A 26,819-nucleotide genomic window follows, 5' to 3' on the forward strand; every position below is an offset into this window, starting at 1 on the left:
AAAATTTTTGAGGAAAATAGACTATGGTAATTAAGCCCAAGGTACGCGGCTTTATCTGCACTAACGCCCACCCAGTAGGTTGCGCTGCAAGTGTTGAAGAACAAATCGAGTATGTTAAAAGTCAGGGAGATTTAGGAGATGGTCCCAAAAACGTTTTAGTTTTGGGATGCTCAACAGGTTACGGCCTTGCGTCTCGAATCGTATCTACTTTTGGTTATGGGGCAAAAACCCTTGGTGTTTGTTTTGAAAAGCCACCTTCGGAAAGAAAAACGGCGACGGCCGGCTGGTACAATACTGCTGCATTTCATCAGCAAGCAAAAGACGCTGGTATTTATGCAAAAACCATAAACGGTGATGCATTTTCCAATGAAATCAAACAACAAGTGATTGAAACTCTTAAAGCCGACATAGGTAAGGTTGATTTGGTTATTTATAGTTTGGCTTCTCCTCGCAGAACCGACCCAGAAACTGGTGAAGTGTATAAGTCTACTCTTAAGCCTGTTGGACAAAACTATAAAACCAAAACCTATGACACCGACAAAGATCTGATCCACGAAATTGAATTAGAAGCGGCCAATGAGGAAGAGATTGCCAATACCATTAAAGTCATGGGTGGTGAAGATTGGGAGCTATGGTTGAACGCTCTAGCTGATGCTGATTTGTTGGCGGATAACTGCAAAACAACAGCCTATACCTATATAGGTAAAGAGTTAACTTGGCCAATATATGGTCAAGCGACTATCGGTAAAGCTAAAGAAGATCTTGATCGTGCCGCGAGTGAAATTATTAAGCAGCATAGCGACAAAAATGTTTCGGCTTATGTCTCTTCTTTGAAAGCATTGGTTACTCAAGCAAGTTCAGCGATTCCAGTAATGCCTTTGTATATATCGTTAATTTACAAAGTCATGAAACAAGAAGGAACCCATGAAGGTTGTATTGAACAAATCACTGGTTTATTCCAACAAAAACTGCTGGTAGATTCTCCTGAAACTGACGAAGCCAATCGACTTCGTATGGATGGCAAAGAAACCAACGAAGCTACTCAGGCTGTTATCAAAGGTTTGTGGGATAAAGTCACACAAGATAACTTCCATGAACTAAGTGATTACGCAGGTTATCACCACGAGTTCTTGAAATTGTTTGGTTTTGATATTGACGGTGTCGATTACGAACAGGATATCAATCCATTAGTAGAATGGTAGATAGCCTTTAGAACTATTTCTAATGTTATTCAAAACCCTAATTGTCGCTCGCGCATTAGGGTTTTTTAACAATTTAGTTACTTGTTAAAAAGGTGAGTGCTGTGCATAATTTGCACTATATTTAGAAAATCCCTAAATATTATGCGGAAAATCCTTATTTAGCCGTAAATAGCGTAGCGTAAACAGCTGGAATAATGCTAAAATTCCAGAGTTTACTGACATGAGTTTCTTTAATTAGTTCATAAGTGACTCAATTGCTCAATCATTCTCTTGCGAGGTGTGGACCAATACGGATTTTATTTCTGTGTTCACCTGGTTAAGGATTCACACTCAACAAAAGACAAAAATAGTTGATAAGTAAGATCACCTTTGAGTTTTCAAGCGAAACTGCGGATGTCACCATTCTTCGCATTATTTAGCCAGAATTCAAAATTGATATTTCTTTCACTTTAATTTTATTTTTACAAGACTGCGGTTGCATATGATAAAAATCAAGCAAGGGTTAGACCTTCCTATTCAGGGGGCTCCTAACCAAACAATTCAAAACGGCCCGAACGTCACTCGCGTGGCTGTCTTGGGGGAAGAATATGTTGGCATGCGTCCTACCATGTTTGTTCAGGTAGACGATGTTGTAAAGAAAGGTCAGGCTCTTTTTGAAGACAAAAAGAATCCTGGTGTTCTCTTTACTGCGCCAGCAGCGGGCAAGGTAGTTGAAATTAATCGTGGAGCAAAACGTGTTTTGCAATCTGTGGTTATTGAATTAGCTGGTGACGAGCAAGAAACCTTCGACAAATATGACGCTGGACAATTGAGTTCAGTAGCACGTGAAAAAGTTGAAGAGAATTTGGTTAAGTCAGGCTTGTGGGTTGCATTCAAAACGCGTCCATACAGTAAAGTGCCTGCACTGGGAAGTGAGCCAAAATCAATTTTTGTTACCGCAATGGATACCAACCCATTGGCCGCCGATCCGCAAGTAGTAATTGCTCAACGCAAAACTGATTTTGAAAACGGTTTAGCGGTATTGAAGCAACTTACCTCTGGCTCAGTATTCGTCTGTAAGGCTCCTGGCGCTGATATTCCTACTGGTTCAACTCCGGTTGAAGTAGAAGAGTTTGCTGGTCCACATCCTGCAGGTTTAGCTGGTACTCATATCCATTTCTTGGATGCAGTGGGTGCAAGTAAAACCGTTTGGTCGATTAACTATCAAGATGTCATGGCATTTGGTGCCTTGTTTACTTCTGGTGAGTTGAATAACCAACGCGTGGTTGCTATAGGTGGCCCTGCGGCGAAAAATCCTCGTTTGGTGAATACTATCCTTGGTGCTGACATTGAACAGTTAACTGCTGGTGAAACAGTGGGTGATGATGTTCGAGTGATTTCAGGTTCAGTGCTTATGGGAACGCATGCTCATGGCGTTCACGGTTTCTTAGGCCGTTATCACACGCAAATTTCATTATTAGCTGAAGGCCGTGAGAAAAAATTCTTAGGTTGGTTAGCGCCAGGCAGTGACATGCATTCTGTTACTCGTGCCTATCTAGCGCATTTATCACCTAAAAAACTATTTAGTATGACAACGTCTACCAATGGCTCAGACCGTTCCATGGTACCTATTGGTAATTACGAGCGCATTATGCCGCTGGATATTTTACCAACTTTGTTGCTTCGTGACATCATTTCTGGTGATACCGACAGTGCGCAAACACTGGGCTGTTTGGAGCTTGACGAAGAAGATTTGGCGTTGTGTACGTATGTTTGTCCGGGTAAATACAACTACGGACCTATTCTACGTGACTGTCTCACCACCATTGAGAAAGAGGGTTAGGTCATGGGATTAAAAGCCTATTTAGAAAAAATAGAACCGAATTTCGAAGCCGGTGGTAAATATGAAAAGTTTTATGCGCTTTACGAAGCAGCAGCGACTATTTTTTACACGCCAGGTAAAGTAAACAAAGCATCTACTCACGTACGTGACAGCATAGATCTTAAACGCATCATGATCATGGTATGGATGGCTACTTTTCCAGCTATGTTTTACGGTATGTACAACGTTGGTGCTCAAGCTCATGAAGCATTGTTACTTGGTGCTGGCACCTTGCCTGATATTTGGCAAGCGAATTTGTTTAGCGCATTAGGTGGGCAAATTGGTGTTGAAGGTACAGGCTGGTTAGGCATGATGTCCTACGGTGCGTGTTTCTTTCTTCCTATCTATGCCACTGTATTTATTGTTGGTGGATTCTGGGAAGTGTTATTCGCTTCTGTGCGTAAACATGAAATAAACGAAGGGTTCTTTGTTACCTCAGTGTTGTTTGCATTGACCCTACCGGCAACGATTCCACTATGGCAAGTTGCTTTAGGTATTACTTTCGGTGTTGTTATTGCCAAAGAAGTCTTTGGTGGTACAGGTCGTAACTTCTTAAACCCAGCGTTGTCTGGTCGTGCCTTCTTATACTTTGCATATCCTGGGCAAATATCCGGCGACCAAATTTGGGTTGCAGCTGACGGTTATTCTGGCGCAACTTGGTTGAGCAAAGCTGCGTCTGGCGAGATGGACTATACCAACATGGACCTTTGGTGGAACTCGTTCTTCGGCAATATTCCAGGTTCGGTCGGTGAAGTATCGACGCTAGCCATCATGCTTGGTGGTCTATTTATTATTTATATGCGCATTGCCTCATGGCGAATCGTTCTGGGTGTTCTGTTAGGTGTTGCTTTCTTTGCATCTCTATTGAACTTTGTAGACAGTAGCACTAACCCAATGTTCGCGATGCCGTGGTACTGGCATATGGTAACTGGTGGATTAGCGTTTGGTATGTTCTTTATGGCAACAGACCCAGTTTCAGCTTCTTTCACTAATAAAGCTAAATGGGCATATGGTTTCTTAATCGGGTTTATGACAGTGATGATTCGTGTACTTAACCCTGCATTCCCTGAGGGTGTGATGCTAGCCATATTATTTGCAAATTTATGGGCGCCACTATTCGATTATTTCGTGGCTCAAAGTAACATTAAGCGGAGGGTTGCTCGTGTCGGATAAGAAAAAAGAAACCTTAGGCAGAACTATCGGTGTTGTAGTCGCTGTATGTCTAGTCTGCTCAGTTGTTGTTTCTGGCGCAGCCGTAGGCTTGCGAGAAATGCAACAAACAAACGCTGCCAATGATAAGCGTAGTAATATTCTTCAAGCTGCTGGCCTTGAAACAACAGCAGAATGTGACGTTCCTTGTACTTTTAATAAGTTTGTTACTGAACGTTATGTTGATTTAGCAACGGGTAAATATGTTGAAGTTGAAGAAGACTTCGATATGTATAAAGCGGCTAAAGAAGAAAAGTACAGTGTTAAAGTCGAAAACAGCAACGTCGGTTTCCAACGTCGCTCTAGCGTCGCCAGTGTTTATTTGATTGAAAATGAAGCCAATCAAGTCACTCGCATCGTTTTACCTGTTCATGGTTCTGGATTGTGGGATTTGATGTATGGTTTCCTTGCGATTGATGCTGATGGCAACACCGTTCGTGAATTGGTTTACTATCAACAAAAAGAAACACCAGGATTAGGCGGTGAAGTACAAAACCCTAGCTGGAAAGCGAAGTGGGACGGTAAAAAACTGTATAAAGATGGTGATGTGGCAATTCAGGTTAAGAAAAATGCAGGATCTGGCAACGACTACGCTGTTGATGCACTATCCGGGGCAACCTTAACCAGTAACGGTGTGCAGAACACATTGACATATTGGTTGGGTGAGAATGGTTTCGGACCATACCTCAAAAATCAGACTTGGAAATCATAGGGCGAAGCACAATGGCTGAAACTAAAGAAATGAAAAAGGTGCTGTTCGGACCCATTCTGGACAACAACCCCATCGCATTGCAAGTGTTAGGTGTATGTTCTGCACTTGCTATTACTACTAAATTAGAAACTGCATTGGTTATGGCTTTAGCCCTGACCTCAGTAACGGCATTTTCTAATTTGTTTATCTCTCTAATTCGTAAGCAGATACCTTCTAGCGTTCGGATTATTATTCAAATGACAATCATTGCATCTTTGGTAATCGTTGTTGACCAAATTCTAAAGGCGGTCGCGTACGATATTGCTAAAGAATTATCGGTATTCGTTGGTTTGATTATTACTAACTGTATCGTAATGGGGCGTGCAGAAGCCTACGCAATGAAGAGTCCACCTTTCATGAGCTTCCTTGACGGTATTGGAAATGGCCTAGGCTATTCTTTAGTACTTATTATTATCGGTACAATTAAAGAATTGTTTGGTTTTGGTACCATTCTCGGTTTCCCAATTTTACCGCTAGTACAAAATGGTGGCTGGTATCAAGGTAATGGTCTATTAATTCTACCTTTCAGTTCTTTCATTTTGATCGGTGGATTAATTTGGTTTATTCGTACCATTCGTCCTGAACAAGTCGAACCTAAGGAGTAAGACATGGAACATTATTTAAGCCTTTTTGTTAAGTCTGTCTTCATTGAAAACATGGCATTGTCATTGTTCTTAGGTATGTGTACTTTCTTAGCAGTATCTAAAAAAGTAAAAACTGCTATGGGACTTGGTGTTGCGGTTATCGTAGTGTTGGGTATTTCAGTACCTGTAAACCAAGTAATTTACGTAAACATTCTTGCTCCTGGTGCACTTGCTTGGGCTGGTTTCCCTGATGCAGATTTGAGTTTCTTAAACTTCTTAACCTTTATCGGTGTTATCGCAGCATTAGTTCAGATTCTAGAAATGAGTTTGGATAAGTTTTTCCCAGCGCTATATAACGCGTTAGGTATTTTCTTACCGCTAATTACCGTTAACTGCGCCATCTTTGGTGGTGTAGCTTTCGCCGTACAACGTGAATATAACTTCACTGAAAGTGTGGTTTACGGTATCGGTAGTGGTGCAGGTTGGGCAATCGCGATTACCCTACTAGCGGCAGTACGTGAAAAATTAAAATATGCTGATATGCCTGAAGGCATACGTGGATTAGGCTCTGTGTTTATGATTGCAGGTCTTATGGCATTGGGTTTCCAGTCGTTCACTGGCGTAGCCCTTTAAGCGAAGACACTAAGGAGTATTTGTAAATGAATCCAAATGAAATTTACCTTGGTGTAGGTATGTTTATTGCCATTGTATTGGCACTCGTACTTATCATCATGTTCGCAAAGTCTAAGCTTGTACCATCAGGCGACGTGACTATCACTATCAATGGCGACCCTGATAAAGCCATTACGGCTTCACCTGGCGGCAAGTTGCTTGGCGCTTTGGCTGATTCAGGTATTTTCGTATCATCTGCGTGTGGCGGTGGTGGCTCGTGTGGCCAATGCCGTGTTGATATTAAATCTGGTGGTGGCGAGATTTTGCCTACTGAACTGGATCACATAAGTAAACGTGAAGCGAAAGAAGGTTGCCGTCTATCTTGTCAAGTTGCGATTAAACAAGACATGGATATTGAATTACCAGAAGAAGTCTTTGGGATCAAAAAATGGGATTGCGAAGTTATTTCTAACGATAACAAAGCAACCTTCATCAAAGAACTTAAATTGGCTGTGCCAGATGGTGAAAGTGTTCCTTTCCGTGCCGGTGGTTATATTCAAATTGAAGCTCCACCTCATCACGTTAAATACAAAGATTACGACATTCCTGACGAGTACAAGCCTGATTGGGAACGTTTCGGCTTCTTTAATATCGAATCTAAAGTAGACGAAGAAACTATCCGTGCATATTCAATGGCTAATTACCCAGAAGAAGAAGGGATAATCATGCTGAATGTGCGTATTGCTACGCCTCCACCGAACAATCTAAGCTTGCCTGCGGGTAAAATGTCTTCTTATATTTGGAGTTTGAAAGAAGGCGATAAAGCCACTATTTCTGGTCCATTTGGTGAATTCTTCGCTAAAGACACACAAGCTGAAATGGTCTTTGTGGGTGGTGGTGCAGGTATGGCGCCAATGCGTTCTCATATTTTTGACCAATTGCGTCGACTTAAGACTGACCGTAAAATTACCTTTTGGTATGGTGCTCGTTCGCTACGTGAAATGTTTTATGTTGAAGATTTTGATATGCTTCAAGCAGAAAACGAAAACTTTAAATGGCACGTTGCCTTATCTGACCCTCAACCAGAAGACAATTGGGAAGGTGATACTGGATTTATCCACAACGTATTGTTGGAAAACTATTTGAAAGATCATCCAGCGCCAGAAGATTGTGAGTTCTACATGTGTGGGCCTCCTATGATGAATGCTGCAGTCATCAATATGCTTAAAGAATTAGGCGTTGAAGACGAAAACATCATGTTAGATGACTTCGGTGGCTAATATCTAAATGGAAAGTTGTAAAGAGGGACATTTATGTCCCTTTTTTTGTGAGCATTAGTGTTATTAAATGAGCTTGTTATATGAATAAAGTGAAATCCCTTGGCCTACTATTATGTGTTTTAGTGGTAATACTGGTTGTTTGGAATACTCCTAAAAGTGCTGGCGAAATCCATTTGTCAGGTGCGACTATGGGGACTAGCTACAATGTGAAAGTTCTTGCAGATGTGGGTTTGCCTCCGGAAGAATTACAGCAAAAAATTGATGACCTGTTGGTCGATATCAATAAGTTAATGTCAACCTACGATCCTAACTCCGAGTTGTCCCGCTTTAATCAACAACTTAGCTCTGAACCCTTTAAAATGTCGCCAGCTACACTAACAGTATTAAAGGAAGCGAAAAGGCTAGGGGAAGTCAGTCTGGGCGTACTGGATGTAACTATAGGACCTCTAGTTAATTTGTGGGGCTTTGGACCTGAAGCCCGACCAGAAAAAATTCCTTCACAGCAGACAATCGATTCGCTTAAAGAACAAATTGGCCTGAACAAGTTGGTTATCCAAGATAACTATCTAATTAAACTGCAGCCTGACTTGTACGTGGATTTGTCGACCATTGCAAAAGGTTATGGTGTAGATGCTGTAGCTGAATTATTGGAGTCTTACGGTTACAAAAACTATTTGGTAGAAATTGGTGGCGAGATGCGCGTGGCCGGTGTAAAGAGCAATGGTTCAGGTTGGCGTATTGCGGTTGAAAAGCCAGTCAATAACGAACGCGCTGTACAGTCAATCCTCACAATTGGGAATAACGCGGTGGCAACGTCGGGAGACTACCGTAATTACTTCGAACAAGATGGCATTCGTTACTCCCACTTGATTGATCCCAGAACTGGCTACCCTATTCAGCATAACTTGGTTGCGGTAACCGTTGTTCATCCTTCTTCTATGACTGCAGATGGTTTAGCGACGGCTTTAAATGTATTGGGGAAAGACGATGCACTGCGAGTTGCGAAAGAACATAACCTAGACGTGATGTTAATTACGCGAGAAAAAGGTAGCTTTAAAGCGTATACTACCGGAAAGTTTGACGAATATATTAACGCTGCAACTGAGCAGTAATTTAAATTAAAATAGTTAGGATATAGTGTGAGTACATTTATTTTAGCCTTTGTGTTTTTTCTCGTTGTGGTGCTAGCCATGGCAGTAGGTTACATATTCCAGCAAAAAACAATTGCAGGAAGTTGTGGAGGTTTAGGTGCGCTAGGTATTGCAAAAGCTTGTGACTGTCCAGAACCGTGTGACCGCAAAAAAGCGCGCTTAGAAAAAGAAGAAATACGCCAGAAAAAACTGGCCGAATGGAAACAGAACCAAATTTTATAAATTCTGAGATGAAAATTATCACAAGGTTGTAAGTTTTATTACAACCTTGTACCTACCAAAACTTAAACCGTTTTTCCGCTATTTCCCAGCTGGTTGCAAGATAATATACTGCAAAATAAATTACTTTTACTACACTTAGTAAAAAGCTAAGCAGGGAAAGAAAATGCCTAAAGAAACCCCAATAGAACGTCGCAGACGCATAGCAGCGCATACCGGCATCACCAGTTTACGAACTGATTTTTTACATATTTGCAAAAAACACCCTGATAGAATTGGCATCATCACAGAAGGCGATTCTTGGTTTGCATACCCTAAGAAGTGGGTTGCATTTGGTGGCGATATTAACGTTATCCATCATATTGAGAATGTGGTTTCTAGAACAGATAAAGTCAACTTACTTAGGCTGGCAAGTAATGGCGATGAAGCGGTTAATATGATGTCAGGTCAGCAAAAAGCAGACCTATCTTCAGTTTTGCAACAGAGTGCTCAATACGTGAAGTTGATTTTATTCTCTGGCGGCGGCAACGATATTGTCGGTAAACGTGACATGCCAATGATTTTGAACCAATACGAAGAAGGATTTAGCGCTCAGGACTGCATTCACGCTTCACGCTTTAACCGCAAAATGGATGCAATCATGTTAGCTTATGATCAGTTAATTGATTTACGTGACGAGTATAATCCTCAAGCAACTATCATTACCCATACTTACGATATTGCCAAACCGAGTAAAGACGGCGCTGAGTTTTTTTGGGGGCTGATAAAGACAAAACCTTGGATTTATCCTTATTTAATAGAAAAAAATATACCACTAGAGTTACATTTGCCGATAGTCGAAATTCTTTTAGGTACGCTAAAAACGCGACTTCAAGCGTTAGCAAGTCGTCCGGAACATTTGAATAAGCTCATTGTTGTGGATACCCAAGGAATTTTGCGACCTGGTAATAAAACAGATTGGCTGAATGAAATTCATCCTACAGAGTCGGGCTTCAAAAAAATTGCCAAACCTATATATGCGCAAATGAAATCACTAGAGCCTGAACTTCCTGCATTCAAATGACTTGACCTGAATTTACCATTACTGTATAAAAAAACAGTTTAATGGTTTTGGTTGAGGTTATGCGCAAAATTATTCATATCGATATGGATTGCTTTTATGCAGCAGTAGAAATGCGTGATAATCCTGCGTTACAAAATGTACCTATTGCTATCGGAGGTCGATCTGACAAGCGAGGTGTTATTTCAACTTGTAACTATCCCGCTCGCAAATTTGGGGTACGTTCTGCGATGGCTACGGCACATGCGCTTAAACTCTGTCCTAACCTTGTTATGGTGCCAGGTCGTATGGAACTATATGGACAGATTTCCAAACAAATACGCGCCATATTCCAACGATACACCGACAAAATAGAACCGCTGTCTTTAGATGAAGCCTATTTAGATGTTACTGACTCCACATTATTTTCCGGCAGTGCCACTTTAATCGCAGAAGACATACGTAAAGCGATTCAGAATGAAATAGGATTAACTGCTTCAGCTGGTGTTGCGCCTATCAAGTTTGTGGCAAAAATTGCCAGCGATGAAAACAAGCCCAACGGCATTTGCGTGATCACGCCAGAAACACTTGATGATTTTGTAAAAAAACTGCCACTAGGGAAAATTCCTGGAGTGGGTAAAGTGACTGTGCAGAAGTTGCATAATTTAGGCTTATACACCTGCAATGATGTGCGCACTTATCCCATTGAGCAGTTAATTAAGATCTTTGGTAAATTTGGTCCGATAATTTGGAAGCGTAGCAATGGCATAGATGATCGCGATCTCAGTTTATCTCGTGAACGAAAATCCGTTGGTGTTGAGCGCACACTACATGAAGATATTCAGACCAAAGAACAATGTTTGCAAGTATTAGAAACCCTCTACCCTAAATTGGAAGAACGATTAAAAACAGCCCGCAGTGACAACAAGATTCAAACTCAAGGTGTGAAACTAAAGTTTAGTGACTTTCAACAAACCACTGTTGAGCACCGATGTTCTGAATTAGATAAAAACTATTTTGTTGAATTGCTTGATGAAGCCTTTAGTCGCAAAACCGAACGTGGAATTCGCTTAGTTGGCTTGCATGTAGGCTTACCAACTAAAAGTCGGTTTCAGCAAATGGTGCTGCCTTTTGATTCAGCCCTAACATAGCCATAGTGCGCTAACTTGTTTGCAGCAAATGTAGTTAAATGATGTTTAACAGTTGCACTTTAAACTATGTTATTTTCAAGTATGCGTTTTCACTCTATTAGGTAGTTAATACTTTGTTTTCCCTCCCTCGAAATGTTTGGATTTTGACATTTATACTTGCCTTAGCGATGAGTGCGGGAGCGATGATGGTAATGGTAGGAGGCCTTGTTGGAGCGAATTTAGCCCCCTCTGTTGGTCTTTCCACGTTGCCGGTAGCAATGATGATCATAGGTACCGCTTTTGGCGTCATACCCGTTACTCGTTGCATGGGAAAGCTAGGTCGAAAACCTGTTTTTTTAGCCGTTGCTGGATTGGCTTGTTGTGCCTCATTGCTTGCTGCATTGAGTATATATATTGCACATTTTATATTATTTTTAGTGGCTACTTTTTTGTTAGGGATAGCAATTTCTGGGTTTCAGCAAATCCGCTTCGCCGCTATGGAGTCAGTGACCTTTGAACGTGCCCCTAAAGCTGCATCCACTGTACTACTTGGCGGCTTAGCCGCAGCCATCATAGGTCCGGAACTCGCCACTATTGGTAATCAATTATTGGCAACCCCATTTGTTGGTTCATTCGTTTTAATGGCCGTACTTTGTTTGATTTGTATAGGGTTATTCGGCTTATTTAAAGAGACCCATACCCCGCTGCAACATACAGGAAAGCAAAAAGTTGTTATTCGTGATGTCTTGTCTAAGCCTTCTTTCATTATTGCGGTTTCTGCATCAGTGGTAGGTTATGCACTCATGAGCTTTATCATGACAGCAACACCTGTGCATATGCATATCAATACTTTGTATAGCTTAGAGCAAGCTAAGTGGGTAATTCAAAGTCATATTCTGGCGATGTACATTCCTTCAATATTCAGTGGTCTGTTGATTGCAAAACTCGGCGTTTATCGGGTGATAGTGGCGGGTCTTATTATCTACTTGGTAACCATTGCGGTTGGTTCAATTGACAGTCAACTGATCAATTACTGGGTCGCTCTCATTTTATTGGGTATAGGCTGGAATTTTTTATTCTTAGGTGGAACTGTGCTTCTGCCGCAAACACATACTATTGAGCAGAAGTTCCAAGTTCAGAGTATTAATGAATTCGCTGTTTTTAGTGCTCAAGGCATGGCTGCGTTGGGAGCCGGTGCACTACTCTTTGCTTTAGGTTGGAAGGGGTTAATGCTAACTAGTTTTATGATTATTTGTTGCCATCTAATTTTGCTGTCTTGGCAGGCTTGGCGGATTAGATCAGCAACAGTATTGGAATTGAATGGAGAAGGGTAAGTATGCTAAAAGCAGGTAAGTATCGTCATTACAAAGGCAATGATTACGAAGTGATTGGGGTTGCTAAGCACTCCGAGGATGAAACCGAATTAGTGGTTTACCGTCCACTTTATGGTGAAAGAAATTTATGGGTAAGGCCATTGGATATGTTCATTGAAGAGGTTGATGTTGAAGGCAAACTTATTCCGCGGTTTCGATTTATCGATTAAAAGCAAAGCTGTACCGCCTTGAGGCTTAAAACAGACAATCAAAACGGAGCTATTTAAGCTCCGTTTTAGGTTTGTGTTAATGGCTAGATAACAGTATCAAAACTTAAATTTAAGACCTGCTTTATAGATTCTACCCAAAACTTCATAGTTGCTTGGAAAGGTGTTGCCCGAATTTGAACTGGTGTCACCAATATCATTGCCTAAAACCGGTGGTTCCTTGTCAAACATATTATCTATACCCAAAGTAAAGGTGGCGTATTTGGTAAAACTATAACTGGCAAATATGTCGAAGTAGTCATAAGAGTCGATTTTTCTGAATGCTTCGAATCGTAGTTCGCGTTCTCCTGGTTCTACATCCACAGAATTGATATGTCTCCACAATAACGAAACAGTAAAGTCATCATATGACCAAGTTGTACGCTGGATCCAACGTATATCAGATAGCGGATCACAACTGGTGCCATAATATCCTTTGCAGTCTAGCACTGGTACTGTGTCTGAGCTTTGTGACTCCTGGGTTAAGTATTTATTGATGTTACCTGAGATAGCGAGATTACCCATGTCATCTAAATCAAAATTCATGTTGAATCCAATTTCAATCCCTTCAGCACGAAGATACTTCAAATTGGTAGTAAATTGATTTACACCCGCCGCAGAACCGGTTAAGTCTCCTCCAACACGATTGATTTTGGCACATTCACCAGCGTCACCATTGATATAACATGAATCAAGTATTTCCTGCGCGGAAAAATTACCAATGATCCCAGAAATATCGATGTCGTAATAATCGACCGATAATGTAAAGTCGTTGGCCCAATCAAAATCTGGGGTCCACACGAAACCAGCAGTGAAGGTGTCTGCTTCTTCTGGTCCTGGCGGATTACTGGGTGAACTGCCGTTAAAGGTATTGATTTGACCCGAGATAATGTCGGGTATCACGCCTACTTGCGCTTCAGTCATGCCAGTTGAGACACATAGTGCTGTTAATGCCGCGTCAATATTTCCTGCATTGGCTATCGAGCAGGGATCAATAACGGCATTATCTAAACCAGATGTGACAGGGGAAGCCAGTTCACCTACGTTTGGCGCTCTATTGGCTTTTTGTTGCATCACTCGCAATAACAGTGGCCCTACTGGACGCCAATTGAATCCTATTTTCCATGATTCTGCAGTTCCGATAGTATCAAAATCTGAAGTCCTAAAACCGAATTCTAGATCCATGGTTTCAGCAAACGCAGCACCATCGAACACGGGTAGAATCCCTTCAAAATAAAATTCATCAACTTTAAAACCACCTTTAATTGGAAGCAAGTTACCTCCAGCTCCACCTTGACAGCTAGCTGGGGTTTCTTTTAAACATTCATCCGGCTCCAAAATACCAGTCTCCGTCCTGTTTTCAAAACCAAAACTCATGGCTAGTGGAGCCCCAGCAGTGGGTAACTCAATGAAGTCTACTGGGCCGGTAAGTACTAGGGATATAATTTCTTGTTCGTATTTTTGTTGCTGTAAAGCAATCGCTCTAGCGTAGGCCGAAGCCGCATCTGTAATAGTGCCAAAGCCGCCAAATAAATTAATAGGAACACAAGTTCCACCCACTGCACAGGTGACACCATCACGGGTATCCAATGCATTTTGGATGTTACCAAGATTGGTATAGCCGTCACGCACTGTTGTGCGGTTTGACTCACCATACTGGTAAGAAAAATCATAATCCCAGTCGGCTACTAGTTCACCACGAATACCGGCATTAATTTGCCAAAGTTCGGCATCATAGCGTTCGGAACGTGGGCCTAATTCTAGGGTTCGTCTACGTAATCTAACGGTTAGAGAATCCTCTGTATCCACAATTCCATTGTTGTTAGCATCATTCCAACTGCCACCATTTAATAAGGTTCCATCACCTACAGCGGCATTCGCGCCATCAAGAATAAAGTCTAAAGCCTGTGTGCCAATGAGAGGGTTGTATAGCGGTAAATTGAAACTGCTACCAAATGTACCGGAAGGCGCGACTTGCTGAACCACTGTGGTATTAGTGAAGTTAAACGATGAGTAGAATTCCATGTGATCGTTTATTTCATAGTTAGCAAGGGCCGTTGCGCCATAACGTTGAGCTGGCGTTTGATAATAATTAAATGGGTTAAAGTTGAATAAACTACAGTTTGAACCAAGGGTACCGTCCTCTCTAAACTGTCCACTTACACCGGTTCCTATTAATTCAAATCGAGTGGGGATTGCAGTAGTTGAACCGCTACCAGATAAATCCACAACGTTTGGACCGCCACAACCAGCCGGCGGCGGTGTGGCTACATCTCCGTTTAGAAACTCTTGATAACCGGAACCTGTGTTGGAATTAATACCGAATAATCCTAAGGAACGATCGCCGAGCAGTACTGAGTCCCGTTCCATCCAGCTAATTGATAAAACCGCATTCCCTCGGCTGTCGTCAAAGTTAGCGCCAATGGTAAGAGACATATTGTCTTGGTCGCCATCACTTTCGCTACTTTGCGAGTGATTCATATCCAGAGCAACACCTTGAAAGTTGTTCTTCAGTACAACGTTCACTGCACCAGAAATGGCGTCAGAACCATAAACGGCAGAAGCTCCCCCGGTGACTACATCGATTCTGTCAATTAGTGCCGTAGGAATGTTGGCGGTATCTACTTGGCCATTAAAATTAAATGGCACCATGCGTTTTCCATTTAGCAGTACTAAATTACGTTGCGCCCCTAAACCACGTAAATCTATGGTTGCAGCACCTGCGGTGCCATTATTTACGTTGCCACCATCGGCGGGAATAGTAGAGGGTAATGAGCGAATTATTTTTTCAAACTCGGGGGTTTGTAAATAACCAATCTCTTCCTCTCCCAAGGAAAAAATAGGACTGGATGATTCAACTCCGGGTGACAAAATACGACTACCTGTTATTGAAATCTTTTCTACATCGGTCGTGTCTGTAGCTTCTTGAGCGGCAACAAATGATGTACTAATTGCTGCCATCGAGCTAGCACAAAGTGCCAACTTAATTGATCTGGCTAGTTTTGAGGTGATATACATTTTTAGCTCCCCAATGGGTCTCAATGGTTAATTGGACTCACATTTTTTGTATAGTTAGTTTGTGACAAAAACCACTTGTCTAGAGATAAGCTATGCGCTATCTCGGAGTTGCTCTAGGTGGTTTCCGTCAAGCGTTGTAAGTGTGTGACCAAAGGAGTGTTTTGCGTGTTGAAGCGGGGGAACTTTCGATGAACGGCGGCTGTGCAGGTTTAATTGTCGCCCAATAAATTACTCGGAAATTAATTAAGTTATTGAAAATTAGCGATTAAATTATATTTATACGATTTTTGTTGTGCTTTAGGCTGGTTACTTCTAAAGTTTTAATTGAGATGGCTTTGGGGCGAGTGGGGACAGGTTGTGATGAATAGTTAACCCACTTTAATGCAATTTTATGTGTGGATTATTTATGAAAACATCGATATGTTAAAAAAAAGCCAACGATAAAGAATAATTGAAATGGCCCATTCAAAACTTATTTTTAATCGCTATTTCTGGTTTGCCAACACCTTCTTTTGGTTGGCTGTTCACGCCCTTTACACACACGTTAAATTTTTAGCGTTTGAGCAAAATGACAAAAATCCAAATTGGACTGAACTTTGGATCGCGATAAGTCCTTGGTTTATTATTTGGATAGGCGTGACCGCCATTATCTTTAAGCTAGTGCAATACACAAGTCACTCATCTCATTCAACCACTGTTAAAGTTTTTTTCCACTTAAGTTGGATGGTGTTTATTCTATTTATCTATTGGGGCACGGCGCATCTACTCATCATCGCCGTAACAGATCGAACAATGGATGAGTTTTCGTATTACTTTCTGCGCACCATAACTCAGAATGCACAATTGGATATTTCTATGTATTTAGGAGTGCTTGGGGCAGCGATGGCATTGCGTTTTTATCATAATGCAGTGCAAGAAAGTCTTGAATTGAAGCGTTTGCATCATGAACTCACCCAAGAACAGTTACGGACTTTACGTTCTCAGCTGAACCCCCACTTTCTGTTTAATGCATTGAATACTATTGCCAGCTTAGTGCGCTTAAAACGTGAAAAGGATGCAGTAACAGCCCTATCCGAATTGAGTATTATGTTACGTAAAATACTCGAAACTAAAAATCATGATGATATTAAGATCAAAGATGAAGTTGCTTTTATAAACAGTTATTTAGCGATCCAAAAAATGCGCTTTGCAGATAAATTAGATACCCATATTCATGTGCAGCCAGAATGTCTCGAGCTGACTATTCCGAACATGCTTTTGCATCCTTTAGTTGAAAATGCGGTGCAGCATGGTTCCCAATTAGAGTCGAGTCGAAACCTTTTGAATTTAGATATAAGTCGTGATGAAAACGAACTTAAAGTCGTGTTAACCAACAAGGTTGCAAGGAACGATAATCATTGTGGCTTTGGAATTGGCCTTAGCAATACCCGTGAGAGGTTAGCTCGATTATATGGGCAATTTCGTTTGGAATTGCATCCACTTGAAAACGATTTATTCGAAACCTTATTAGCAATACCGATAGGAGGACAAGATGCTTAATGTTCTTATCGCAGACGATGAATATTTGGCTCGGGAAACTATCAAAGTATTATTATCCAACGAATCAGATATTGGCAATATTTATGAGGCCGAAGATGGCAATCAAGCACTCTCACTGGTCAGCGAATTTAAACCTGACGTGGTATTTTTAGATATTGAAATGCCAAAAATATCGGGTATCCAAGTTGCTAAACATGTACCTCCTGAAAGCGTTATTATTTTTGCAACCGCTTATAATGAGCATGCTGTAGAGGCATTCGAACTCAATGCGATTGATTACATTTTAAAGCCTTACGATGATGAACGTTTTTTTAAAGCGCTGGAGCGGGCTAGAGCAAAAATCACCGGTGAGCAACAAGATGACTATGCTAAATTGAGTGAGGCCATTCAGCAGATGCTTTATGAGCAGCAAAAAGCGTATCGTGAAAGATTAGTAATACGAGATCCTGGGCGAATTCGTTTAATTGATGTGGCTCAAATTACCTTTATTTCTGGGGCGGGAAATTACGCCGAAATTCATCTTGATGATGGCAAGCATGTATTGCATCGAGAAACACTTTCGACTTTAGAAGAACAGCTTAATCCCCAAGAATTTGTGCGAATCCACCGTTCATCTATTGTCCGTCGTAGTGCAATAAGTGAATTACGGCCGAATGATAAAGGAGATTATTCAGTGATTCTACAAAGTGGTGAGGTGTTAACCCTATCTCGTCGAAATAGAGTGAAACTCGACGAGTTAACCAACTAAACAGAGAACGTTATTTCAGCTTAAGATTAACTCATAAACAGCGCGCATAACGTCCATAAAACCGCGGCAATCGAAGCGGCAAATGTAGCAGGAACAAGTTGTGTTTTCACATGATCCATTAAATCGCAGCCAGTTGTCATGGAACTTAAAATGGTGGTATCCGATATCGGTGAGCATTGGTCGCCATACACGCTGCCATTTAAAACAGCAGCAAAACAAATCATCATAAATACTTCTGGATTAGCTAACATTTCGTTTTGAGAAATGTCCCACACCAAGGGCATCGCTAATGGGAATGCAATGGCAAATGTTCCCCAACTTGTACCTGTGGAAAACGCGATGATCATGGTGAGTAGTTGTAAAACCACCGGTAAAATCCAAAACGGTAGCTCTTCGCCTAGTAGATCTACTAAATAAATTCCGCCGCCAAGTTGTTTGCTGATAGTGCCGATGGTGATAGCTAACATTAAAATGACGGATGCAACAACGACTCCTTTCCAGCCTATACCAAGCCCATTGAGCATTTCGCGAATTTGCATACCTTTACCCAGCGCGAAGAGCACAGCGATGAGTAACGCACCGCCAAAAGCCCAGTGAATTTGTGGGGTACCGGTGAATATAAAGGTTACCACAGCAATCCCAATTAGACTGACTAAAGGAAAAACAAACTCGATCCAATGAGGGTTATACCCTTCAGGCACGCTCGTCTCTTGCAGTTCTTTTGCGCTAATAGGGGCCGCGTCTGGAGCATCTAACTGGCCGGTCAGTCTGGCCCTAGAAATGGCTTTTCGAATTGGTGCACCGGAAAAAACGGTGAATTCTAAGCTAAGAAGGAGAGTACCAATTACTGCAAAAATGCCGTAAAAACTAAATGGAATACTGGAAAAAAAGAAAGCTATTCGGTCGGCTTCAGTGGCTAAGAATGCCACCCCTGGAACAAATATAAATGCCTGAATATATGCAGGCCAGGCGTTAAATGCGATCACTGCTGCAATAGGCGAAGCGGTGGAGTCAACCACATAACTCAGTTCTTCATGGCTCACATTCGCTTTGTCAGCCATGGGCTTGACAGTGGTACCAACTAATACAGTACTCATGGTGCCACCTTGGAAAAACAACACCCCTAACATCCAAGTTACTAGCTTTGCTGAACGAGGACCGGTGACAAAGCGTTCACTCATCATTTCCGCAAACGCTTGTGCCGCGCCTGTTTTAGACCAAATTCCCATCAGCCCGCCCAGCAACCACAAATACAATATTAAAATTGAGGCTGCGTCAGTGGTGGCCATATTAGGTATTAAAACTTCTTGGCTGATATCAAACTTGCCTAACATAAAAGCGCCCACAACGATCCCGCTAAACAAGGCAAGCAGAGGTTCTCGGCTGATTAAGCATAGGGCGATCGCGATGAATGCTGGTAACAGCGACCATACTTTAAAGTGATAATCTGCGCGAAGTAAAATAGGGTTTTGACCGACGTCTGAGATGACAACCCACTGTTCTTTTATTTCTGGTTCTGAGGTCAGTAAATTTAGTTTATGCTGGGCCAGTGGCGATAGTTCGTAAGGAGTAACGTCGCTAATAATTTGTTCATTACCTTGCTTTACGTATGCCCATTCACCTTGTTCTGTTAAGTAGGTTTGGTATTGTATCCTTGATTCGACCCAAGTTGCTGAAACATATAAATTGACATACAAAGCGCCTATTAAACCTAAAATAATACATAAAAAGGTCAACTTATTTTGCAATTTATTCATTCTAGCGCCACTCTAAGTAATTATGTCTTTAGCAAATTGAGAAAGTAATAGTCTAGCATCCAAGGAGGCTAAACTTCTAAGCTAATTAGGCACTATTGTCGTTAAATGCTAACGATTAGTTGAGCTCTTAATATTCATAACTGATTAAACACATAGGATAGGAAAATGCGTAAACAAGTTGTTTTATTGACGTTTCTGTTAACTGGATTTTTAACTACGTCTGGCTATGCTCAAAATAATCCTGATGACGTTACTATGAAGTCTGAAAATTTGGGGGATTCAGTCTATATGCTAACGGGTATGGGCGGAAATATTGGGGTATCAGCCGGTGAAGATGGGCTTCTGATTATTGATGACCAATATGAACCTATGGCAGAAAAAATCTCTGCTGCTTTAGATTCAATTCTGAAAGACAAGTTAAGGTACGTGATTAATACCCACTATCACGGTGATCATACTGGCTCAAATGCGTATATGAAAGAAGTCAAAGATGCCACTATTTTCGCCCACGATAATGTCCGTGTCCGACTGCTAAACAAAGAGGAGCATAAACACTCGGAATTGCCTGTCGTCACTTATTCTCAAGGTGTTACCTTTCACTTTAATGGTGACACACTAAAAGTAATGCATTTATCCAACGCTCATACCGATGGAGACAGTGTCGTTATGTTTGAAAAAGCCAATGTTTTGCATACTGGTGATTTATTTTTCAATGGGCTTTTTCCCTATATCGATATAGACAGTGGGGGCTCAGTAAAAGGTTACATTGCCGGGGTAGAAAAACTGATTAGTATGATTGATGATGATACTAAAATTATTCCAGGTCATGGACCTTTAGGCGACAAGGCGCAATTACAGGCATTTGTTGAAATGATTAAACAAACATCTTCGCAAGTTAAACAGTTGAAGATAAATGGATTGCCAGTTGAAGATATTATAGACGCGGGATTAGATGATAAATGGAAAGAATGGAGCTGGGCTTTTATCAATGAAGAAAAATGGATAAGAACACTTTACCGTTAATTTTAGTCGAGGCCTCCGAACAGGATATAGCTAGCCTTTGTGGGTGGTTTGTCAGTTTTGATGAAATTCGTGATTGGGGGGGACCTAACATCTCCTTCCCCATTAGCTCCCGCAGTCTAATTGTAGAAACTAAATTAGCGCAGGGAAGGAGTTATAAGCTAATAGATACCAAAAACAACATGCTCGCTTTTGGGCAGTGTTATGAACGACTTGGAAGGTGTCACTTAGCCCGTTTGGTTGTCAATCCTCAGAACAGAGGCTGTGGTGTTGGTAAGCAACTCGTTAAGCAACTACTGACTCAAGCCCCCGAATACCTAGTAACTAAGGGCTTTTCGTTATTTGTATGGCCTCATAATAAAGTCGCTAAGAAGCTGTATCAATCTTTGGGTTTCCGGCGAGTAAATTATCCGGAATCTATAACACCTGAGATGGCTAAGTGTGACTATTTAATTAAAGACTAAATAACAGATTGAAATAATCAGCACTAATCAGGTTAAAACAACGCAAGTTTGGGGGTTGAAAACAAAATCAATCAACGCCGCCATGCAAAACATTCGTTTTCAAATCTAAAGTAACTATTTAATTTTACCCTCGCAGTCAACTCTGAGTACAAAATTTCCCATAGCAATCAAGCGCATGTACAAATAATGAACAATTATATGAGGGCGAAAAAGTGAAAATATATGCGCATAAAATAGGCACTCGTTTGAACGGTACGCCCTAATAAAGTGCTAATGCACCAAACTGGTATGATGTGCGTCAAAAGACACTAATGTGAAAATATTAAGCTGTTGATTTTTATAGATAAAAAAGTTGGCACTGAAGCTGCTAAGTAAGCTTTGATTACGCATCTACGATAGAAAAGTTATGTGTGTAACCATTGATAATAAAAATAATAAACAATGTTGAAATACTTCAAACGCAGCTAAGTTGTTTGAGGCAGGAAGGCAATACTACCCGCACAAATTTTCGTGTCCTGTGGTTTGTGCGGGTTTTTTCCTTCTATTATTCTTTACTATTCTCATATACGCGTTTACCAGCAACCCAAGTTTCCACTACGTTAGTTTTCCAAAGTTCTTTCTTATCAATTTCGAAGATATCCTGATCTATCAAAATGAAGTCAGCCCATTTACCTTTAGTTAATCCACCTAACACTTTTTCTTGATGAGCGGCATAGGCTGCATCTATGGTAAAGCCTTTAAAAGCTTGTTGGAGACTTAAAGCTTGACTAGGAATCCAACCTTCGACAGGTTGGTTGTTTCTATCCTGACGGGTGACAGCTGCGTGAATGCCATAAAATGGATTAGCTAATTCAACTGGAAAATCTGAACCTAGCGGCAATGGTGAGCCCTGATCAATGAAGCGTTTCCAAGCGTATGCACCACGTAAACGGTCTTTTCCTAAACGGTCTTCAGCCATGTTCATATCGCTGGTGGCATGGGTAGGTTGCATGGAGGGAATGATGTCTAGTTGTTTAAAGCGTGGGATATCATTCAAGCTGATAACTTGAGCATGTTCCACTCTATTGCGCAGCTCTTTACCGCCAACGGTTTTGAATGAGGCTTCAAATTGATTTAAGGCTAAGTGATTAGCGAGATCACCAATAGCGTGCACATTGAGTTGAAATTTGTGCTTGAGTACCAAATCAAAAAGGGGTTTAAATTGTGCTTCCTGCATGACCATCAGCCCCTTATTGTCAGCTGCATCTGAATAGTCTTCGAACAAAGCTGCTCCACGACTACCTAGGGCTCCATCGGCCATGGCTTTGACACTTCTAATCGATAAAAAATCGTCGGGATCATTAAAATAACCCGCCTCGAGTACTTCCTGTAAACTGGGATCTTCAAACCAGAACATTGCATAAATACGCACAGCTAAACTTTCTGCTAAGGCTTTTTGTTTAAAAAAATCATATTCTGATTTGCTTATTCCAGCGTCATGCACATTGGTTATACCCACTGAAAGTAAGTGCTGTGAAGCGGCTTCTAAGCTAGCTTCAATGCTGTCGTTACTTTCTTCTGGTAGATGTTCCGATAGTAAATCCATCGCCGTATCTATTAATACACCTGATGGATTTCCTTGTTCATCTCGAATGATCTTGCCACCTGGCGGATCCAAAGTGTCTTTGTCTATGCCCGCGATTTGCATTGCTTTACTGTTAACCCAAACGGCATGACCATCCACTCGACTTAAAATAACAGGGGTTTCATTCACATATTCGTCAAGCAGTTGTGCTTTGGGAAATTGTTTGTCTGGCCACAATACTTGATTCCATCCGCCGCCTATTATCCACTCTAAATGTGAGTTTGCTGCTGCATATTCGCCTACCTTAGAGGCTGACAGTTGTGCAGATTGCACATCGCGTAAGTCAACTTCTAGCAATGAGTAGCCAAGGTATAATAAATGCCCGTGCGCATCAATTAAGCCCGGTAAAAGGGTTTTTTGGCGGCCATCAATAAATACACTATCTGGATATTGATTCATTAAGGTTTGATCGCCGATGGAAATCACTTTGCCGTTTTCAAAGACTATATGAGAAAACTGGATCATCGCTCCATCATTATTGAGGGTATATCCTTTAACATTGCCTACCATTGTTGGTTTAGCATGTGTAAAAAAGCTAAGGAAACAGACAAGCAGTACAAGTAAATTTTTCATAAATCCTCTTATTTTTATAAGCTAGGTAAATGACCTAGGTAATCGACGGACCAAATTTGTTGCATTTTTTTATGATCAATATTTCCGCCCGATAACAGCACTAATATTGTTTGACCTTTCGGTTGATGTTTTAACCACTCAATGACGGCCTGCATCGACATAGCGCTAGTGGGCTCCATATGCAGCTTGAGTAAATGTTGTAACCACTGAGTCCAGTAAGCGATATCAGGTTCGGATACTTCCACTATACCATCTAGCATTTTTAGTACCGCAAAAGTATGCTCACCTATTGATGGCGTCGCAGCCCCATCGGCCATGGTTTGCGGTGGTTTGTTCAGCGTTATTATTTTATTCTGACGTAAAGACTCTGCGGCATCGTTGGCTACCAGTGGTTCTGCCCCCAATATTTTTGCCGATGGACAAAGGGCTCGAGCCGCAATTAACGTACCTGATAATAGTCCACCGCCACCACAGGGCGCAAATATCGCGTCTACATCACCTGTTTGTTCGAGTGCATCCACTACCAAGGTGCCCTGTCCAGCGATAATGTCGGGGTGATTAAATGGAGGTATCCACAAGGTTCCTGGTTCTATGGATGCCTGTTTTACTGCATCGTCTGCTTCTAGTCGAGTTGGGTATAGCGCTAGTTCAGCACCATAATACCGAGTAGCTTGTGCTTTTACTGCCGATACATTTTCGGTACTAAATATTTTCGCTGGAATACCATATAGGCTGGCTGCGTATGCAACTGCTTGGGCATGATTGCCTGAACTATTGGCAACCACACGTTCTGGTAAAGCATTCTGTTCGGCTAGTTTGGCCAAGGTATTAATAGCACCGCGCACTTTGAATGCGCCGGTTCGTTGTAAACATTCTGCTTTAAATAAGATTCGGCTGCCCAACCATTCATTCAATAACGAAGATTCAATTATTGGGGTTTGATGTATCATTGAAGCAATCCGTTTGCGGGCTTGAACAATGTCAGAATAGCTTGTCATCTAGACTCCTTTTTTCGCATATTAAGTCGTTATCTACAGATTTTATGTATAGTAAGCGGCTTACTTCGTCTGACGTTTATTTTTGATTTCCTAGTGAAGCATAAACTCGACACAATGGGTATAGGTGTATTGTGTTTTGCAACCAATCCCCTATGCTTAATACCGCAACATGAATCAGGAGACAAAAATGGGATTGTTAGACAAAATAATGGGGAATGCGTCAGAAATTAATGTGGCTGACGTTAGTGAAGAGTTAGCTCCTATCATAGGGGCAAGTGAAACCATAGAACGTGTATTTAAAGAAATCCGTGATATGTACGTCTTTACTAATAAGCGTTTGATATTAATAGATAAACAAGGTTTAACTGGAAGGAAAGTCGACTATCACTCAATTCCTTATCGGGCAATTACCCAATTTAAACTGGAAACCGCAGGACATTTCGATTTAGATGCTGAGTTCAAAATTTGGATATCTGGAATTGATGAGCCAATTGAAAAAGAATTAAATAAAAATGTGGTAGTTGGCATTCAACGTACCCTTGCCGATTATATGTTTTAAGCGATATAGCCAAATTAGGTGGGAATGATTTTCCACCTCGTCTACTTTATGAATAGCAGCGTGCAAGTAAGTGATCCTCCCAAATGATCCCCAAAACTAAATTTAACGGATTTCGATTTAAACAATTCGATATTGAACATAAAGATTGTGCCATGAAAGTGGGAACTGATGGGATATTGTTAGGAAGCTGGGTGGCGAAAGGCAATTACTCTTCTATTTTAGATATTGGAACCGGCAGTGGCTTAATTGCGATTATGTTGGCGCAACGAGCTGCCGAGCAAAGTCACATATTGGGCATAGATGTTGATGAGAAAGCGGTTTTACAGGCTCGAAAAAATGCGAACAACTGTCCGTGGACAACAAAACTGTCTTTCCAACATACAGCTTTGCAGCAATTACCTAGGTCATCTCAATACGACTTAATTGTGAGCAATCCGCCATACTTTGAAGGAAAAATGGGAGAGCTAGAAGTCACAGACGCTAATTTCATGACTGAATCAAGAAGGCAAGCTAGACACGATACGCGCTTAAGCCTCGCCGAATTATTCCACTCAGTATCTAATTTATTAACACCGCATGGGCATTTTTACTGCATATTACCGTTGCAAAGTGGCGATATCTTTACTCTTGCTAAGCAGCAAGGCCTTTTCTGTCAAATGCTAACAGTGGTGAAATCAAATCCTTCTAAGCCGGCAATACGTCAATTACTAAGGTTTGGATTTAGTCAAACAGAGCTAATTACAAAGGAATTCAGTATACATAACCAACAAGGCGCTTATTCCGATGAATACCTAGATCTTTGTCGGGACTACTATATTAATTTTTGAATCGGCATGGTTACTTTAAGTTGCTTTGCTGAAGGTTTTTTATACAAACAATTTTCTCTTAGCATATTTGTTGCTATATTTAATTTAGATGGTTTAGATAAAGTGGTGATGTATGCGTGATATTGAACTACCGGATTCAATCTCTAACTTAGCCGATAAGCTGCAAATTGTTGAAATTGTATGGCAAGGTATTCCGTTTCAAATTCCCAAATTTGCAGTTTACAGTATCTTAAATAACCCCGTTTTCGACAGATTTATGTATCGTAATGGGCGACGTGTGGCACTAATCAAACTTGGGCGCTATGAGGTGCCAGTAATTGATCCATTTCGAGGCAATATTGATAAGCCACCTGAGCATGTTGTTATCATCACTCACAGCAAGGGAGATAGGTTTGGGTTGTATGGTTATCCTGCCGATCATGTGGCTGATGATGTCTGTGTAGCCAGAAACCATCGTTCGGTCAAACGTATTATTAAAGACTTTGTTTAGTTAAGTTAACTATGACCTGAATAATTCTCAAGTTTGAGTCATGACAAAGTAATAGCCAAAAAAAAGCCCTTCAATTGAAGGGCTTTTAAAATCAACTTGAATCTTATCAGCTGTCTTTAACAAGAATTGACACTTTGTCTATTCCTGCTTCTTTGGCTTGGTTCATTACTTCAACCACGATACCGTGCTTGGTTTTTGAATGAGCCTGGATCGCTGCAGAATCAGTATTATTCTCTGCTAAAAAGCTTTGGATGTTTGCCACAACACGACGGATATCAACTTCACGGTTATCCATTACAATGGTACCTTGCTGATCAATTCGTATCGCCAATGTTTTTGCATTACTTGGCGGCGGCGGCGCATCTGGAGCCTTTGGACGATTAGCCATCAAGCCAGCTTCTTTCACAAAAGACGTCGTTACAATGAAGAAAATCAACATAATAAAAACGATGTCTAGCATGGGGGTCATATCAATTTGAGCTTCGTCATCAGCGGAGCCGTGCTTTTTCTTTCTCATAAATTCAACCACAGTTACTAATCGTTAATGTCCTAGTATAGAATCACTTTGGTGTCAGAGTAAATGCG

General features: G+C 41.2%; 25 protein-coding genes. 20 read left to right on the forward strand and 5 right to left on the reverse strand.

Features of this window, described 5'->3' with window-relative positions:
• The first annotated feature begins 23 nt into the window (after positions 1-23).
• From fabV to Q4567_RS02105, 13 genes are all read left to right on the forward strand, one after another.
• Positions 24-1,202: an enoyl-ACP reductase FabV gene (fabV, locus tag Q4567_RS02045; RefSeq protein WP_216048958.1), complete on the forward strand. Its 1,179-nt coding sequence runs from the start codon at positions 24-26 to the stop codon at positions 1,200-1,202.
• Between the two features lie 481 nt (positions 1,203-1,683).
• Positions 1,684-3,024: a Na(+)-translocating NADH-quinone reductase subunit A gene (locus tag Q4567_RS02050; protein ID WP_303499169.1), complete on the forward strand. Its 1,341-nt coding sequence runs from the start codon at positions 1,684-1,686 to the stop codon at positions 3,022-3,024.
• 3 nt (positions 3,025-3,027) lie between these two features.
• The gene (locus Q4567_RS02055) at positions 3,028-4,236 is read left to right on the forward strand and encodes an NADH:ubiquinone reductase (Na(+)-transporting) subunit B (protein WP_216048956.1); all 1,209 of its coding nucleotides are present in this window, start codon (positions 3,028-3,030) and stop codon (positions 4,234-4,236) included.
• A complete protein-coding gene (locus tag Q4567_RS02060) occupies positions 4,226-4,984 on the forward strand; it encodes a Na(+)-translocating NADH-quinone reductase subunit C (protein WP_216048955.1) in 759 nt (252 codons plus the stop codon). The genes Q4567_RS02055 and Q4567_RS02060 overlap by 11 nt, the downstream gene beginning before the upstream one ends.
• A gap of 11 nt (positions 4,985-4,995) precedes the next feature.
• A complete protein-coding gene (locus tag Q4567_RS02065) occupies positions 4,996-5,628 on the forward strand; it encodes an NADH:ubiquinone reductase (Na(+)-transporting) subunit D (protein WP_216048954.1) in 633 nt (210 codons plus the stop codon).
• A gap of 3 nt (positions 5,629-5,631) precedes the next feature.
• A complete protein-coding gene (gene nqrE, locus Q4567_RS02070) occupies positions 5,632-6,240 on the forward strand; it encodes an NADH:ubiquinone reductase (Na(+)-transporting) subunit E (protein WP_216048953.1) in 609 nt (202 codons plus the stop codon).
• A gap of 26 nt (positions 6,241-6,266) precedes the next feature.
• Positions 6,267-7,499, forward strand: a complete 1,233-nt coding sequence (nqrF, locus tag Q4567_RS02075) for an NADH:ubiquinone reductase (Na(+)-transporting) subunit F (protein ID WP_216048952.1) — start codon at positions 6,267-6,269, stop codon at positions 7,497-7,499.
• An 80-nt stretch (positions 7,500-7,579) separates the two neighbouring features.
• The gene (locus Q4567_RS02080) at positions 7,580-8,611 is read left to right on the forward strand and encodes an FAD:protein FMN transferase (RefSeq protein ID WP_303499172.1); all 1,032 of its coding nucleotides are present in this window, start codon (positions 7,580-7,582) and stop codon (positions 8,609-8,611) included.
• A 27-nt stretch (positions 8,612-8,638) separates the two neighbouring features.
• Entirely contained in the window at positions 8,639-8,872 is a 234-nt protein-coding gene (nqrM, locus tag Q4567_RS02085; RefSeq protein ID WP_216048950.1) for a (Na+)-NQR maturation NqrM, read from the forward strand.
• Positions 8,873-9,035: 163 nt separating this feature from the next.
• Entirely contained in the window at positions 9,036-9,932 is an 897-nt protein-coding gene (locus Q4567_RS02090) for a hypothetical protein (protein WP_216048949.1), read from the forward strand.
• A gap of 59 nt (positions 9,933-9,991) precedes the next feature.
• Positions 9,992-11,059 carry a DNA polymerase IV gene (dinB, locus tag Q4567_RS02095; protein ID WP_303499174.1) on the forward strand — a complete coding sequence of 356 codons (1,068 nt, stop codon included), beginning with the start codon at positions 9,992-9,994 and terminating at the stop codon, positions 11,057-11,059.
• A gap of 143 nt (positions 11,060-11,202) precedes the next feature.
• Positions 11,203-12,372, forward strand: a complete 1,170-nt coding sequence (locus tag Q4567_RS02100) for an MFS transporter (protein WP_303499175.1) — start codon at positions 11,203-11,205, stop codon at positions 12,370-12,372.
• Between the two features lie 2 nt (positions 12,373-12,374).
• Entirely contained in the window at positions 12,375-12,581 is a 207-nt protein-coding gene (locus Q4567_RS02105; protein WP_303499177.1) for a DUF1653 domain-containing protein, read from the forward strand.
• 96 nt (positions 12,582-12,677) lie between these two features.
• Here the strand turns inward: Q4567_RS02105 and Q4567_RS02110 are convergent, their stop codons facing one another.
• Complete coding sequence (locus Q4567_RS02110) at positions 12,678-15,635, reverse strand: TonB-dependent receptor (RefSeq protein ID WP_216048945.1); 2,958 nt, start codon at positions 15,633-15,635, stop codon at positions 12,678-12,680.
• A 456-nt stretch (positions 15,636-16,091) separates the two neighbouring features.
• On the opposite strand from Q4567_RS02110, the gene Q4567_RS02115 reads away from it, so the two are divergent.
• A complete protein-coding gene (locus tag Q4567_RS02115; protein WP_303499178.1) occupies positions 16,092-17,174 on the forward strand; it encodes a sensor histidine kinase in 1,083 nt (360 codons plus the stop codon).
• Positions 17,167-17,922 carry a LytTR family DNA-binding domain-containing protein gene (locus Q4567_RS02120; protein WP_216048943.1) on the forward strand — a complete coding sequence of 252 codons (756 nt, stop codon included), beginning with the start codon at positions 17,167-17,169 and terminating at the stop codon, positions 17,920-17,922. Before Q4567_RS02115 ends, Q4567_RS02120 begins: the two co-directional genes overlap by 8 nt.
• Before the next feature lie 26 nt (positions 17,923-17,948).
• On the opposite strand, the gene Q4567_RS02125 is transcribed toward Q4567_RS02120, so the two are convergent.
• The gene (locus Q4567_RS02125; RefSeq protein WP_303499180.1) at positions 17,949-19,679 is read right to left on the reverse strand and encodes a Na+/H+ antiporter NhaC family protein; all 1,731 of its coding nucleotides are present in this window, start codon (positions 19,677-19,679) and stop codon (positions 17,949-17,951) included.
• A gap of 165 nt (positions 19,680-19,844) precedes the next feature.
• Here Q4567_RS02125 and Q4567_RS02130 point away from each other — a divergent pair, with 165 nt between their 5' ends.
• On the forward strand, positions 19,845-20,702 hold the full coding sequence (locus tag Q4567_RS02130; protein WP_303499181.1) for an MBL fold metallo-hydrolase: 858 nt from the start codon (positions 19,845-19,847) through the stop codon (positions 20,700-20,702).
• Complete coding sequence (locus Q4567_RS02135; protein WP_216048940.1) at positions 20,678-21,163, forward strand: GNAT family N-acetyltransferase; 486 nt, start codon at positions 20,678-20,680, stop codon at positions 21,161-21,163. Before Q4567_RS02130 ends, Q4567_RS02135 begins: the two co-directional genes overlap by 25 nt.
• Positions 21,164-21,707: 544 nt before the next feature.
• On the opposite strand, the gene Q4567_RS02140 is transcribed toward Q4567_RS02135, so the two are convergent.
• Together Q4567_RS02140 and Q4567_RS02145 are read right to left on the reverse strand one after the other, a co-directional pair.
• The gene (locus Q4567_RS02140; RefSeq protein ID WP_216048939.1) at positions 21,708-23,360 is read right to left on the reverse strand and encodes an amidohydrolase; all 1,653 of its coding nucleotides are present in this window, start codon (positions 23,358-23,360) and stop codon (positions 21,708-21,710) included.
• Positions 23,361-23,374: 14 nt separating this feature from the next.
• Positions 23,375-24,358, reverse strand: coding sequence for a serine/threonine dehydratase (locus Q4567_RS02145; protein WP_216048938.1), 984 nt, complete (start codon positions 24,356-24,358; stop codon positions 23,375-23,377).
• Positions 24,359-24,545: 187 nt separating this feature from the next.
• Here Q4567_RS02145 and Q4567_RS02150 point away from each other — a divergent pair, with 187 nt between their 5' ends.
• The 3 genes from Q4567_RS02150 to Q4567_RS02160 all read left to right on the forward strand — a co-directional run bounded on the left by Q4567_RS02150 (position 24,546) and on the right by Q4567_RS02160 (position 26,234).
• Complete coding sequence (locus Q4567_RS02150; protein WP_216048937.1) at positions 24,546-24,917, forward strand: PH domain-containing protein; 372 nt, start codon at positions 24,546-24,548, stop codon at positions 24,915-24,917.
• A gap of 83 nt (positions 24,918-25,000) precedes the next feature.
• A complete protein-coding gene (locus Q4567_RS02155; protein WP_216048936.1) occupies positions 25,001-25,744 on the forward strand; it encodes a tRNA1(Val) (adenine(37)-N6)-methyltransferase in 744 nt (247 codons plus the stop codon).
• 112 nt (positions 25,745-25,856) lie between these two features.
• On the forward strand, positions 25,857-26,234 hold the full coding sequence (locus Q4567_RS02160) for a hypothetical protein (RefSeq protein WP_303499185.1): 378 nt from the start codon (positions 25,857-25,859) through the stop codon (positions 26,232-26,234).
• A gap of 106 nt (positions 26,235-26,340) precedes the next feature.
• Here Q4567_RS02160 and Q4567_RS02165 read toward each other — a convergent pair whose 3' ends face one another.
• Positions 26,341-26,751 (reverse strand): biopolymer transporter ExbD, encoded by a 411-nt coding sequence (locus Q4567_RS02165; RefSeq protein WP_216048934.1) that lies wholly within the window; start codon positions 26,749-26,751, stop codon positions 26,341-26,343.
• Between the last annotated feature and the right edge of the window lie 68 nt (positions 26,752-26,819).

The organism is Aliiglaciecola sp. 2_MG-2023 (genome assembly GCF_030548145.1).
In the GTDB taxonomy this organism is placed as follows: Bacteria; Pseudomonadota; Gammaproteobacteria; order Enterobacterales; family Alteromonadaceae; genus Aliiglaciecola; species Aliiglaciecola lipolytica_A.

Bases quoted from the DNA above. Each gene is read 5' to 3' on its own strand.
- fabV (WP_216048958.1), top strand. From the start codon at position 24: ATGGTAATTAAGCCCAAGGTACGCGGCTTTATCTGCACTAACGCCCAC.
- Q4567_RS02050 (WP_303499169.1), top strand. From the start codon at position 1,684: ATGATAAAAATCAAGCAAGGGTTAGACCTTCCTATTCAGGGGGCTCCT.
- Q4567_RS02055 (WP_216048956.1), top strand. From the start codon at position 3,028: ATGGGATTAAAAGCCTATTTAGAAAAAATAGAACCGAATTTCGAAGCC.
- Q4567_RS02065 (WP_216048954.1), top strand. From the start codon at position 4,996: ATGGCTGAAACTAAAGAAATGAAAAAGGTGCTGTTCGGACCCATTCTG.
- nqrE (WP_216048953.1), top strand. From the start codon at position 5,632: ATGGAACATTATTTAAGCCTTTTTGTTAAGTCTGTCTTCATTGAAAAC.
- nqrF (WP_216048952.1), top strand. From the start codon at position 6,267: ATGAATCCAAATGAAATTTACCTTGGTGTAGGTATGTTTATTGCCATT.
- Q4567_RS02080 (WP_303499172.1), top strand. From the start codon at position 7,580: ATGAATAAAGTGAAATCCCTTGGCCTACTATTATGTGTTTTAGTGGTA.
- Q4567_RS02090 (WP_216048949.1), top strand. From the start codon at position 9,036: ATGCCTAAAGAAACCCCAATAGAACGTCGCAGACGCATAGCAGCGCAT.
- dinB (WP_303499174.1), top strand. From the start codon at position 9,992: ATGCGCAAAATTATTCATATCGATATGGATTGCTTTTATGCAGCAGTA.
- Q4567_RS02105 (WP_303499177.1), top strand. From the start codon at position 12,375: ATGCTAAAAGCAGGTAAGTATCGTCATTACAAAGGCAATGATTACGAA.
- Q4567_RS02110 (WP_216048945.1), bottom strand. From the start codon at position 15,635: ATGTATATCACCTCAAAACTAGCCAGATCAATTAAGTTGGCACTTTGT.
- Q4567_RS02115 (WP_303499178.1), top strand. From the start codon at position 16,092: ATGGCCCATTCAAAACTTATTTTTAATCGCTATTTCTGGTTTGCCAAC.
- Q4567_RS02120 (WP_216048943.1), top strand. From the start codon at position 17,167: ATGCTTAATGTTCTTATCGCAGACGATGAATATTTGGCTCGGGAAACT.
- Q4567_RS02125 (WP_303499180.1), bottom strand. From the start codon at position 19,679: ATGAATAAATTGCAAAATAAGTTGACCTTTTTATGTATTATTTTAGGT.
- Q4567_RS02130 (WP_303499181.1), top strand. From the start codon at position 19,845: ATGCGTAAACAAGTTGTTTTATTGACGTTTCTGTTAACTGGATTTTTA.
- Q4567_RS02135 (WP_216048940.1), top strand. From the start codon at position 20,678: ATGGATAAGAACACTTTACCGTTAATTTTAGTCGAGGCCTCCGAACAG.
- Q4567_RS02140 (WP_216048939.1), bottom strand. From the start codon at position 23,360: ATGAAAAATTTACTTGTACTGCTTGTCTGTTTCCTTAGCTTTTTTACA.
- Q4567_RS02145 (WP_216048938.1), bottom strand. From the start codon at position 24,358: ATGACAAGCTATTCTGACATTGTTCAAGCCCGCAAACGGATTGCTTCA.
- Q4567_RS02150 (WP_216048937.1), top strand. From the start codon at position 24,546: ATGGGATTGTTAGACAAAATAATGGGGAATGCGTCAGAAATTAATGTG.
- Q4567_RS02155 (WP_216048936.1), top strand. From the start codon at position 25,001: ATGATCCCCAAAACTAAATTTAACGGATTTCGATTTAAACAATTCGAT.
- Q4567_RS02160 (WP_303499185.1), top strand. From the start codon at position 25,857: ATGCGTGATATTGAACTACCGGATTCAATCTCTAACTTAGCCGATAAG.
- Q4567_RS02165 (WP_216048934.1), bottom strand. From the start codon at position 26,751: ATGAGAAAGAAAAAGCACGGCTCCGCTGATGACGAAGCTCAAATTGAT.